General features: G+C 38.4%; 9 protein-coding genes and 1 pseudogene. 4 read left to right on the plus strand and 6 right to left on the minus strand.

Annotation, left to right across the window (positions count from 1 at the left end; genetic code table 11):
* Positions 1-21 precede the first annotated feature (21 nt).
* The 3 genes from ACNTMY_RS06470 to ACNTMY_RS06480 form a co-directional block, all read right to left on the minus strand.
* Positions 22-2,703, minus strand: a complete 2,682-nt coding sequence (locus ACNTMY_RS06470; protein WP_423215835.1) for a cation-translocating P-type ATPase — start codon at positions 2,701-2,703, stop codon at positions 22-24.
* A gap of 226 nt (positions 2,704-2,929) precedes the next feature.
* Positions 2,930-3,316, minus strand: coding sequence for a DUF1934 domain-containing protein (locus tag ACNTMY_RS06475; RefSeq protein WP_004232675.1), 387 nt, complete (start codon positions 3,314-3,316; stop codon positions 2,930-2,932).
* 71 nt (positions 3,317-3,387) lie between these two features.
* Entirely contained in the window at positions 3,388-4,266 is an 879-nt protein-coding gene (locus ACNTMY_RS06480; protein WP_420543411.1) for a TSUP family transporter, read from the minus strand.
* Between the two features lie 96 nt (positions 4,267-4,362).
* On the opposite strand from ACNTMY_RS06480, the gene ACNTMY_RS06485 reads away from it, so the two are divergent.
* The 4 genes from ACNTMY_RS06485 to ACNTMY_RS06500 all read left to right on the plus strand — a co-directional run bounded on the left by ACNTMY_RS06485 (position 4,363) and on the right by ACNTMY_RS06500 (position 9,089).
* The gene (locus ACNTMY_RS06485; RefSeq protein WP_423215836.1) at positions 4,363-5,664 is read left to right on the plus strand and encodes an HD domain-containing protein; all 1,302 of its coding nucleotides are present in this window, start codon (positions 4,363-4,365) and stop codon (positions 5,662-5,664) included.
* Positions 5,665-5,830: 166 nt separating this feature from the next.
* A complete protein-coding gene (yidA, locus tag ACNTMY_RS06490) occupies positions 5,831-6,640 on the plus strand; it encodes a sugar-phosphatase (protein WP_134775487.1) in 810 nt (269 codons plus the stop codon).
* The gene (locus ACNTMY_RS06495) at positions 6,640-7,854 is read left to right on the plus strand and encodes an aminoacyltransferase (protein WP_033153064.1); all 1,215 of its coding nucleotides are present in this window, start codon (positions 6,640-6,642) and stop codon (positions 7,852-7,854) included. Before yidA ends, ACNTMY_RS06495 begins: the two co-directional genes overlap by 1 nt.
* Positions 7,854-9,089 carry an aminoacyltransferase gene (locus tag ACNTMY_RS06500; RefSeq protein WP_423215837.1) on the plus strand — a complete coding sequence of 412 codons (1,236 nt, stop codon included), beginning with the start codon at positions 7,854-7,856 and terminating at the stop codon, positions 9,087-9,089. Before ACNTMY_RS06495 ends, ACNTMY_RS06500 begins: the two co-directional genes overlap by 1 nt.
* Positions 9,090-9,186: 97 nt before the next feature.
* On the opposite strand, the gene tpiA is transcribed toward ACNTMY_RS06500, so the two are convergent.
* The 3 genes and pseudogenes from tpiA to ACNTMY_RS06515 form a co-directional block, all read right to left on the minus strand.
* Positions 9,187-9,945 (minus strand): triose-phosphate isomerase, encoded by a 759-nt coding sequence (gene tpiA, locus ACNTMY_RS06505; protein ID WP_009854602.1) that lies wholly within the window; start codon positions 9,943-9,945, stop codon positions 9,187-9,189.
* Positions 9,946-10,136: 191 nt separating this feature from the next.
* On the minus strand, positions 10,137-11,333 hold the full coding sequence (tuf, locus tag ACNTMY_RS06510; protein ID WP_423214875.1) for an elongation factor Tu: 1,197 nt from the start codon (positions 11,331-11,333) through the stop codon (positions 10,137-10,139).
* 303 nt (positions 11,334-11,636) lie between these two features.
* Positions 11,637-12,845, minus strand: a pseudogene (locus tag ACNTMY_RS06515) (FtsW/RodA/SpoVE family cell cycle protein); the annotation flags it as partial.
* Positions 12,846-12,900: the final 55 nt, after the last annotated feature.

The following is a 12,900-nucleotide window of genomic DNA, read 5'->3' on the forward strand; positions in this document are numbered from 1 at the left end:
GCCTGACTTTCATGATATTTTTTAAATAGCCTTTTCGTCTTGTCCAAGTAGACGTTGAATAGCTTTTACAATTTCTGTAAGAACAACCATCAAAAGACTTCCCACAATAACAGCCAACCATTGAGTAACACTCAAGTGTGATACATGGAAGAGTTGGTTAAATCCAGGCACTGCAATAGTCACCATCAAAAGAAGGAAGGCTACTGGAATTGCCCAGTTAAAGGTTCTATTTCTGAATGCACCAACAGTAAAAATTGATTGGTAAACAGATTTTACGTTAAAGGCATGAAGCAATTGGATGAGACCAAGTGTTGCAAATGCCATTGTCAACGCATCTTCGTGCATCATGCGATTTGAGGCGTGTTCTGGGAACATCAATGCCCAAGCATAGACACCTAAAACAAGCAATGTTTGGAAGATACCTTGATAGATAATGGCTCCCATAACCCCACCATCAAAGAAGTTTGATTTACGACCACGAGGCTTGTGAGTCATCACATCTGGTTCAGCAGGTTCAACACCAAGTGCAATCGCTGGTAGTGTATCAGTTACCAAGTTAATCCAAAGAAGATGTACTGGTTGAAGAACATCCCAACCAAACAAAGTAGCAAAGAAAATTGTAAATACTTCTGCCATGTTGGCTGATAGAAGGTATTGAATTGATTTTTGGATGTTAGAGAAGACTTTACGTCCTTCTTCAACCGCAACAATAATTGTTGCAAAGTTGTCATCAGCAAGAACCATATCTGAAGCACCTTTAGATACTTCAGTACCAGTAATACCCATACCAATACCGATATCTGCTGTTTTAAGTGATGGCGCATCGTTAACACCGTCACCTGTCATGGCTACAACTTTACCTTCATTTTGCCAAGCTTTAACGATACGAACTTTGTGTTCAGGAGATACACGCGCATAAACTGAGTATTGTTTGAAGACTTTTTGGAATTCTTCGTCAGACAATTCATTTAGTTCAGCACCTGTAAAGACATGGTCTTCACCATCATCTTCGATGATACCCAGACGTTTGGCAATTGCTTCCGCTGTATCTTGGTGGTCACCAGTAATCATGATTGGACGAATACCAGCTTCTTTAGCAACTGCTACGGCTTTAGCTGCTTCTGGACGTTCTGGGTCAATCATTCCGACCAGACCTGAGAAAATCAAATCAGCTTCAACAATTTCTGATTCAAGATTTGGAACTTCAGAAACATATTTGTAAGCCATCATCAAAACACGAAGAGCTTGTTTAGCAAGGTCTTTATTGACATTAAGAATAGCTTCTTTTTCTGCCGCAGTGATGTCGCGAACTTGACCATTTTCTTCGATACGAGTCACACGTTTAAGAAGTTGGTCTGGCGCACCTTTAACAGCGACAAAATATTTTCCGTCAGCTTCTTTGTGGATAGTTGACATCAACTTACGATCAGAATCAAATGGCAATTCTGCCACACGTGGTTCTTCTTTCAATACTTCACGAATGTCAAAGCTGTGATCAAGACCAAATTGAACAAGTGCTGTTTCAGTTGGGTCACCAATCAATTTACCATTTGGATCGATTTTTGTATCATTTGCAAAGTTCATAACACGAAGTGTGTTATTATCAGATGCAATCTCACTTGCAGAGCTTTGCAATTCTCCGTTTGTGTAAATTTTTTCAACGGTCATTTGGTTCATTGTCAATGTACCAGTTTTATCTGATGCAATGATTTCTGTAGAACCAAGTGTTTCAACAGCTGGCAATTTACGAACAATTGAATTACGTTTAGCAAGTGTTGTTGTTCCCATTGACAAAACAATTGTCACAATAGCTGGAAGTCCTTCTGGGATAGCTGCTACGGCAAGTGCTACGGCAACCATCAAACCATTAAGTGGAGCTTCTCCTCGAACAAAAACACCGATAAGGAAAGTAACAGCAGCGATACCAACAATCAAGTATGTCAATACTTTAGACAATTGGTTCAAACTTTGTTTAAGTGGTGTATCTGTTTCATCAGCGTTGGCAAGCATGTCAGCAATTTTACCAACTTCAGTGTACATACCTGTGTTAACAACGACACCAACACCTCGTCCGTAAGTAACGTTTGAGTTTTGGTAAGCCATGTTTACACGGTCGCCGATTCCAGCATCAGCAGGTACTTCAACTGACAAATCTTTTTCAACTGGAACTGATTCACCTGTAAGAGCTGCTTCTTCAATTTTCAGTGATGCAGCTTCTAAAAGTCGCATATCTGCTGGAACAACGTCACCAGCTTCAAGCATGACAATATCACCAGGAACCAATTCGCGTGAATCAATTTCCACTACATGACCATCACGACGGACACGAGCGATTTGACTTGACATATCTTTAAGAGCTTCAATCGCCGCTTCTGCTTGACCTTCTTGGTAAACACCAAATGCAGCATTCAAAATAACAACGGCTAAAATAATCAAAGCATCAGTTAAACCGTGCATACCTTCTGTGATAACAGAAAGTGCTGCTGCAACCAACAAGATAATAATCATCAAATCCTTGAACTGGTCGATAAACTTAGCTAACAAGCCACGTTTTTCACCTTCGTCAAGTTCATTGTGACCGTATTCGTCCAAGCGTTTTTGAGCTTCTGCTGTAGACAAACCTTCACGTGATGAATTTAGAGTTTCCAATGTTTCATCTTTGCTCTGTGTATAAAACAGAGCTTTACTTTGTTCTTTAGACAAAATAGCTTCCTCCTATGGTCTCCTCTATAGAAAAAGAGACCTGTTTTTTTAAAACAAGTCTCGCTGTTTAAGACAGGGCCGGAAATTTCTTTCGTAATGACGACCATGTCACGGGTTTTACCCGTCTGCTACTCCCTTGAATACAGAGTAATCATATCAATTTTTAAAAACTTTGTCAACTAAACACATTAGTCAAAAAGCCTTATATATCAAGCTTTGTTTATGCTTACAACCATTTGATTTCTAGTTGATAATTGGCAAAAACACTATCTCCTTCAAGCTGTTTTAGTTGATAATGAATTTTTAGATTTTGCTTAGTCTCATCCAATTCATAAACACTTGTTTTTGTTTGCAAATGTTGTAATCCAACAGGAGTTGGAATAGCGACCACGGCTGGATTTTCACGATGAAAACGCATGATTGATTTTGGATTTGAATAACGCGTCATAATCAATTCTTGGTCATTACATTTCAACATGACAGTTTCTTTTTCTTCATTAGTGTAAGTAAGATAGATATGACCATTTTTTTCTGTTAATTTGACAGGGTATGATTGCTCAACGAACTCAACTTGTCCATCAACATTAATCTTATTCTTAATATGAAGTTTCATCTAGTATTAGCTTCTTCCTTTCTCTAAAATTATACCAATTCTTCCTTCACAAAGCCAGAAATTGCGCTGAGTTAGCGCTTGATAGCTGATGAACGAAGCAAGCTTGTTCCAGTAAAAATAGCAATGAAAATAATAAGAACTTTAAATTTATTGATATCAAGTTGGCTGAGGAAAAATGCTGCTGTCAGTACTCCTAGAGAACCACCAACAATAATTCCTAGCACACCTGGCCAATTGACACGACCTGATTTGATAAAATCTGTCGTACTTGCTGACATGATAACAGCGGCATCAAGCATCATCACTGGAAGTGCTATTGAAGGATTGATACCAAGTAGCGAGAAGAAAATCAACTCTGGAGCGTAATTTCCAAGTCCCATCGTCATCAGAATTCCAACTGTAAAATTGAAAACCACCCCGATCATGAGCCAAATGCCATGAAGACCATGAACACTGTCACCAACTCCAGCACCTGGATTTGCAATCATACGGTATCCCATGATAATGGCTGCCACAATCAGCAAAGTTCCTAGTACTCTTTGTACTTTTTGTGTTGGCCAATTTTTAGTGATTCGCGTTCCGACAAAAGCTCCTGCAAAAGAAGCTGCTGCCATTGTTAGCAAGGTCGGCAATTCTACTTTAACAATCGTAATAAAGCAAAGCGCTTCAATCATTACCGGAATGACGTGTGCTGTAGACAGTGTTGCTGGAATTTGTTTGTCATCTTTTACTAATTTTGTTGCCTTAAAAAGTGCGGTACTTGTTGCAAAAGTTCCGATTCCCAAAGTGTCTAATAAATCAGTAAAATACCCAATCCAGAGACCTGTCCAAAATTTTTCTTTTAGATTAATTTTATTTTTCTTGGCATGGAAAAAGATATTTCCCAAAACCCAGATAATCAAAAATACCAAAAATATTTGGATTAAACGTAAAATAAGTTCATTTGTCATAATCTCAATTATAAGCAATTTTTCAAAATTCGTAAATACAAATATGACACGATTTAAATAGTCAGGATTTTTTGGCATTTTTGCTATAATGAAATTATGAATGAAAAAGTATTTCGTGACCCAGTTCACAATTATATAACTGTTAATCATCCGGTCATTTATGACCTTATCAATACCAAAGAATTTCAACGTCTACGCCGTGTTAAGCAGGTTTCGACAACTGTTTATACCTTCCACGGTGCTGAACACAGTCGTTTTTCACACTGCCTTGGTGTTTATGAAATTGCTAGACGCGTCACAGAAATTTTCGATGAGAAATTTCCTGATATTTGGGATTCTAGTGAAAATCTTTTGACCATGGTCGCTGCGCTATTGCATGATGTCGGACACGGTGCTTATTCGCACACTTTTGAAAAACTTTTTGATACCGACCATGAAGCCATCACTCAAGAAATCATTACTAGCCCAGATACTGAAATCAACGCTATTTTAAAACGTGTATCACCTGATTTCCCAGAAAAAGTCGCAAGTGTCATCAATCACACCTATCACAATAAACAAGTCGTTCAACTCATCTCAAGCCAAATTGACTGTGACCGCATGGACTATCTTTTGCGAGATTCATATTACAGTGGTGCAAAATATGGGCAATTTGACCTAACACGTATCTTACGTGTCATCCGTCCAACAAAAGATGGCATCGTTTTTGAGTATAATGGTATGCATGCTGTCGAGGATTATATCGTCAGCCGATTTCAAATGTATATGCAAGTCTATTTCCATCCAGCCAGTCGAGGCATGGAAGTCTTGTTGCAGAATCTCTTAAAACGAGCTAAACACCTCTATCAACTCGATAGTCAATTTTTTGAAAAAACTTCACCAAACTTGACACCATTTTTAGCAAATGAAGCTAATTTAGAAGATTATCTTTCTTTGGATGACGGTGTGATGAACACTTACTTTCAAGCTTGGATGAAATCTGAAGACAAGATTTTAGCTGATTTAGCTAGTCGCTTTATCAATCGCAAGGTTCTAAAATCAATCACTTTCGAAGAAAATTCTCGTAAAGAGCTCAGTCACTTAGTCGACTTAGTCAAATCTGTTGGTTTTGACCCAGAATATTACACAGGCATTCATGTCAATTTTGATTTGCCTTATGACATCTATCGTCCCGAAAAGAAAGAGCCACGAACTGAAATTAACATGATTCAAAAAGATGGCTCTGTCGTTGAGCTCTCAACCATTTCACCTATTGTAAAAACTTTGACTGGAACCATTTATGGCGACCGACGCTTCTATTTCCCAAAAGAAATGCTAGAGGATAATGACCTTTTTGCCCAAAATAAAAAACAATTTATGAGTTACATTTCAAACGACCATTTCGTTTTTCATGACTAAAAGAGTAAGGATTAAAATGTTGCTAACCACTTCATTTTGATTCTTATTCTTTTTATTTCAAAATGAAAACGGTACCTAGTAGATTTCCCTATGTTCCCCATGACAAATAAGCCACTTTTTAGTAAGATATATAGGTAGAGATTTTTAGAAGGGGTAAATGAACCTTATGTCTATTAAATTAGTCGCTGTCGATATTGACGGCACACTTTTAACCAACGACCGCAAAGTCACGCCAGAAGTTTTTGAGGCTGTACAAGAAGCTAAAAAACAAGGTGTTAAAGTCATCATCGCAACTGGACGTCCAATCCCTGGTGTTCAGCCACTTCTTAATGAATTAAACCTTAAAGAAGAAGGCGATTATGTCATTACCTTCAATGGTGGACTAGTTCAAGATACATCAAATGGTGAGAACATCATCACTGAAACCATGACCTATGAAGATTATCTTGATATTGAATTTCTTAGCCGTAAATTAGATGTTCACATGCATGCCATCACGAAAAAAGGCATCTACACAGCTAATCGTAACATCGGAAAATACACTGTTCATGAATCAAGCTTGGTTAACATGCCAATTTTTTACCGCACACCTGAAGAAATGGGCGATAAAGAAATCATTAAAATGATGTTCATTGATGAACCTGAAATTCTAGATGCTGCTATCGAGAAAATTCCACAAGAATTCTTTGATCGATACACGATTGTTAAATCAACACCATTTTACCTAGAATTCATGAATAAAAAAGCAAGTAAAGGGAATGCCATCAAGCACCTAGCTGAAAAAATGGGACTTACACCAGACCAAACAATGGCAATCGGTGATGCTGAAAACGACCGTGCCATGCTTGAAGCTGTTGGTAACCCAGTAGTTATGGAAAATGGTACACCTGAACTTAAAGAAATTGCTAAATATATTACAAAATCAAACGAAGAAAGCGGCGTAGCACACGCCCTTAGAGAGTGGGTCTTAAAATAATGTATAGCTATAAAATCGGTATCTCAGCTGAAGAACACGATAATTTTGCAAAAGCAAGCAACCAAACAAACCTTCTACAATCATCAAATTGGGAAAAGGTCAAAGACAATTGGGATAATGAACGCATCGGTTTCTACAAAGATGACCAATTAGTTGCGTCAGCGTCTATCCTTATCAAAGCTTTGCCACTTGGTTTCACAATGCTTTACATTCCACGTGGACCAATCATGGACTACAGCGACAAGGAACTCGTTGCTTTTGTGATTAGCTCACTTAAAAAATACGGTAAAACAAAACGCGCCCTTTTCATCAAAATGGACCCAGCTTTGCTACTTAAACAATACAAAATCGGTGAAGAAGTTGACGAAAACAAAGACACACTTCTTGCCATCGACAATTTGAAAGCTGCAGGTTGCGAATGGACTGGACGTACAACTACAATTGCTGAAAGCATTCAGCCACGTTTCCAAGCTAATGTCTACACACAAGAAGACATGACATCAACTTTCCCTAAACACACTAAACGTTTGATGAAAGATGCTGTTCACCGTGGTGTCATCACAACTCGTGGTACTATCGATGATGTCAAAGCGTTCGCAGATGTCGTAGCTCTTACAGAAACTCGTAAAGGAGTTGCTCTTCGTAACGAAGACTACTTCCGCAAAATGATGGAAATCTATGGTGACGATGCTTACCTTCACTTGGCAAAAGTGAACTTGCCAAAACGTTTGGCTGAATACAAAGAACAACTCGCTCAAATCGAAAAAGATTTGTCTGAAACAGCTGAACACCAAAAGAAACGTTTGACAAAACTCACTCAACAAAAAAATTCTGTTACTAAATACATCAAAGAATTCGAAGAATTCGTTGAAAAATATCCTGATGAACTTATCATCGCTGGTATCTTGTCAGTATCATTCGGTAACGTTATGGAAATGCTTTACGCTGGTATGAATGACGAATTTAAAAAATTCTACCCTCAATACTCACTTTATCCAAAAGTATTCGAAGATGCATACGCTGACGGAATCATTTGGGCAAACATGGGTGGAGTTGAAGGAACTCTTGATGACGGTTTAACAAAATTCAAATCAAACTTCAATCCAACTATTGAAGAATTCATCGGTGAATTTAACATTCCAGTAAATGGTTTACTTTATAAACTATCAAACTGGGCTTACAACGTCCGTAAACAAAGGAGAAACAACCATTAATGTCTCTTGAGATTATTGATAAAAATGTTTTTGAAACTTTTTGTGATAAAGTCGACTACAAGTCATTTATGCAATCTGTCGAAATGGCTGATTTACTAGAAAAGCGCGGCTATCAAGTCACATATCTTGGACTAAAAGAAGATGGAGAATTACAAGTCGCTGGTGTTCTTTTCAGCATGCCAATGGCTGGTGGGCTCCATATGGAAATCAACTCTGGACCTGCTTCTTGCAACCAAAGTTATCTAAAAGCTTTTTATAAAGAACTTCAGACCTACGCAAAGGAAAATGGAGCAATTGAACTTTTAGTAAAACCATTTGATACCTACCAGCACTTTGATACTAATGGCGAGCCAATTGATGATGAAAAGAAAAATCTTATTGAAGATTTTGTCTCACTTGGTTACCAGCACGATGGACTCCTAACAGGTTACCCCGGTGGAGAGCCAGACTGGCACTACGTTAAAGATTTGACAGACATCACTGATAAAAATTTGTTAAAATCTTTCAGCAAAAAAGGTCGTCCTTTAGTTAAAAAAGCAAAAACCTTTGGAATCACTCTTCGAAAACTTGACCGTACTGAATTACCACTATTCAAAGAAATTACGTCTGCAACTTCAAATCGAAGAGATTATGTCGATAAGTCTTTAGAATACTACCAAGATTTCTATGATAGTTTTGGTGACTCTTGTGAATTTATGGTTGCAAGCCTCAACTTCCAAGATTATCTAAAACACCTAGAAGCTGATCAAGCTAAGCTCAATCAAAAAATTGATAAGCTCAAGACTGCTATTGAAAATAACAATGCCTCAGAGAAGAAACATAATCAATTGCGTGAGCTATCAAGTCAATCTGCAACATTTGATACTCGTATCGAGGAAGCTAAACAATTCATCGAAAAATATGGTTCACAAAATGTTATTTTAGCAGGTAGTTTATTTGTTTACACTAAACAAGAGGCTGTTTACCTCTTCTCAGGTTCCTATACCGAATTCAACAAATTCTATGCTCCAGCTCTTCTCCAAGAGCACGTCATGCTAGAAGCAATTAAACGCGGTATTACAACCTATAACCTTCTAGGTATCACGGGAGAATTTGATGGATCAGATGGTGTTCTGCGCTTCAAACAGAACTATAACGGCTATATCACCCGTAAAATGGGGACTTTCCGCTACTACCCTCGTCCACTCAAATACAAACTTATTCATAATCTCAAAAAATTACTTAGACGTTATTAATTAAAAAGCTTTGGAATCTAGTTTCCAAAGCTTTTTTTCATACAAAAAAACTACTTGCCAAATAGCAAGTAGTTTTTATAACTTCAAAGTTTCTTGATTATTTTACAAAGTCAAGAAGAGCAAGGAAGCTTTCTGGTTGAAGTGATGCACCACCAACAAGGGCACCATCAACGTCTGGGCAAGCCATGTAAGCTGCAACGTTTTCAGGTTTAACTGAACCACCGTATTGAACGCGAACTTTGTCAGCTACTGCTTGACCGAAGTCTGCTGCAACTGTGTCACGAACAACTTTACACATTTTTTGTGCGTCGTCTTGGCTAGCTGATTTACCAGTACCGATAGCCCAGATTGGTTCGTATGCAATAACAAGTGAAGAAACTTGTTCTTCTGACAATCCAGCAAGAGCAGCTGAAACTTGTCCACCTACGAATTCAGCAGCTTTACCAGCTTCGTAAGTTTCAAGAGTTTCACCACAGCAGATGATTGGAAGCATACCGTTAGCGAAGATTGCTTTAGCTTTTTTGTTGATATCTTCGTCAGTTTCGTGGAAGTATTCACGACGTTCTGAGTGACCGATTACAACGTAGTCAGTTCCCATTTCAGACAATACTTTAGGGCTGTTTTCACCAGTGAATGCACCAGCGTTTTCAAAGTAGCAGTTTTCAGCAGCAACTTTAAGGTTTGAACCTTTAGCTGCAGCAAGAACTGTTGAAAGGTCAAGTGCAGGAGCTGCGATACCAGCTTCAACAAGTTCTGATGAAGGCAATTTAGAAGCTACTGCTTCAACGAATGCTTTAGCTTCTTCTGGATTTTTGTTCATTTTCCAGTTACCAGCGATAAATGGTTTACGTGACATTTCACATACCTCTTCTATTTTTATTTACCCCCTTATTTTATCATATTTTCAGCATCTTTTAAAGGTTAGAGGGAATTTTTAGGCACAAACATCAAATAAAATCACAAAAAAAGAGCCCCTTACGGGGCCCTTTTTCACAATTACTATCTGACTAATAATTGTTATCTGGGAACTTAATTAATTAACTAAAATTAAGCTTCGATTTCTGAAACGATACCTGAACCAACAGTACGTCCACCTTCACGGATTGAGAATGTAGTACCTTGTTCAACGGCGATTGGGTGAATCAATTCAACGTCGATAGTAACGTTATCACCAGGCATTACCATTTCAGTACCTGCTGGAAGTTCGATTGAACCTGTAACGTCAGTTGTACGGAAGTAGAATTGAGGACGGTAGTTGTTGAAGAATGGAGTGTGACGTCCACCTTCTTCTTTAGTAAGGATGTAAACTTCACCTTTGAATTTAGTGTGTGGGTGGATTGAACCTGGTTTAGCAAGAACTTGACCACGTTCGATTTCATCACGTTGGATACCACGAAGAAGAACACCAACGTTATCCCCTGCGATACCTTCATCAAGTTGTTTACGGAACATTTCAACACCAGTAACAACAGCTTTTTGGATGTCGTCACGGATACCAACGATTTCAACTTCGTCGTTGACTTTAACAGTACCACGGTCGATACGTCCTGATGCTACAGTACCACGACCAGTGATTGAGAATACGTCTTCGACTGGAAGAAGCAATGGTTTGTCAGTATCACGTTTTGGTTCTGGAATGTATTCATCTACAGTGTTCATCAAGTCCATGATGATGTCTTCGTAGTGAGTGTCACCTTCAAGGGCTTTAAGAGCTGAACCTTGGATTACAGGGATTTCATCACCTGGGAAATCGTATTCTGAAAGAAGGTCACGGATTTCCATTTCAACCAATTCAAGCAATTCTTCGTCATCAACAAGGTCAACTTTGTTCATGAAGACGATAAGGTGTTTAACACCAACTTGACGTGAAAGAAGGATGTGTTCACGTGTTTGTGGCATTGGACCATCTGTAGAAGCTACTACAAGGATAGCACCATCCATTTGGGCAGCACCAGTGATCATGTTTTTAACGTAGTCCGCGTGTCCTGGAGCGTCGATGTGAGCATAGTGACGTTTTTCAGTTTCGTACTCAACGTGTGCAGTGTTGATTGTGATACCGCGTTCGCGTTCTTCAGGAGCAGCATCGATTGAAGCGTAGTCTTTTGGTGTGTTAACTGCGCTTGGAAGACGACGAGCAAGAACTGTTGTAATTGCAGCTGTCAAAGTAGTTTTACCGTGGTCAACGTGTCCAATTGTACCAATGTTAACGTGTGGTTTACTACGATCGTATTTTTCTTTTGCCATTTGGGTAAAAGCCTCCAATAAAATATATTTTATAGATAGACAGTAGGCAATACAGTCTAACTTTACCTTACTATTTTAACAAATTATGCAAGAATTGCAAGTATTTTTATTTATTTTAGATTTTCTTTGCTATTTAGTGCTTTTTTAAGTATTTTTTCTACACTAATAAACACGATTATTTTTTGGAAAAAACAAAAAAATCTCCTATGTTAGGAGATTTTTCTATTTTTAATAGAAACTATCTAAGTCGATAACGTTATCTTCTTCGATGATTGCTGCTCGTTTTTTTGCTTCGAGCTCAGCGTCTGCTTCACGGTAAATTTCTTCACGTTTTTCATTAGCGTCGATATTGAGCACAAATCCGACTGCTACTGACAAGACAAGGACACTATTTCCTCCTTGTGATAAAAACGGGAAGGTTACCCCAGTTGATGGAATCAAGCCTGAAATACCACCAATGTTAACAAAAGTTTGCATCAGAATCATTCCGCCAATTCCCAGAGCAATCATTGAGTTAAATGGATTTTTAGCTTTAATACCGACGTGCATAATTCGTAAAATAAGGAAAAATAGCAAAGCTAAAATTAAGCATGCACCAATCATCCCAAGTTCTTCCATTACCACTGGAAAAACAAAGTCTGTCGTTGCTTCTGGCAAGTAACCGGCTTTTTCAATTGAATTTCCCAAGCCTCGTCCGAACCAACCACCATTACTCATCGCATAATAAGAATGAGCCAGTTGGTGACCTGAATCAGACAAATCGTTAAATGGATTAAAGAAAGCACTGAAGCGTTTAGCAACGTAACCAAAGACTGGAACTTTCCCCATCTTATCAACCCCAACAATAGCGATTAAACCTAAAAAGACTGTTGAAAGAGCCGTTACTGTTGTTAAGATAGCTGAGAACCAGCGGTAGCCAATTCCACTAACAGAATACATGATTAACCCCGTTAGAACGATAATAGCCGCATTTCCTAAGTCAGGCTGCGCAGCAACTAAAAGAATCATCACTAGCGAGTAAACACGCCAATCTTTCAAATCGCTCCACTTGCTTGGCCACCATTTTCGCTTAGTCAAAGCTTGGTAGTCATATGTTGAAATCAATTCTTGACGTCTAGCAAATGTAAATGCCAAATACCATACGATAATAATCTTCAAGTACTCAGCTGGTTGGAAACTGATTGGTCCGATGACAATCCAACCGTGAGCACCATTAACGGTCTTCGTAAAGAAACGTGCAATCAGCAAGAGCACTACTTCTGCCATCATCGTCATTGTCAATGTACGAGAATTTTTTAGAAAGTTTAACTTTAATTTATAAATAAAAAGGATAGCAACCAAGCTAATAATCCAGAACACGCCTTGGTTAAGTACAGATGCAAAGGGGTTAGCACCATACTGAATCAGCGTTGCACTAGTTGTTGAGTAAACAACAATTAAGCCGATTACTGAAAGGATTAAATAAGGCACAAGGATAGAGTAATTTAGGAGATGCCTTTTATCAATTTTCATAGAGTCACCTATATTATTTCGAGTTTATCATATGACATTATACCATCTTTCTGAT

It is taken from the genome of Streptococcus equinus (assembly GCF_049393735.1).
GTDB classification, from domain to species: Bacteria; Bacillota; Bacilli; order Lactobacillales; family Streptococcaceae; genus Streptococcus; species Streptococcus equinus_G.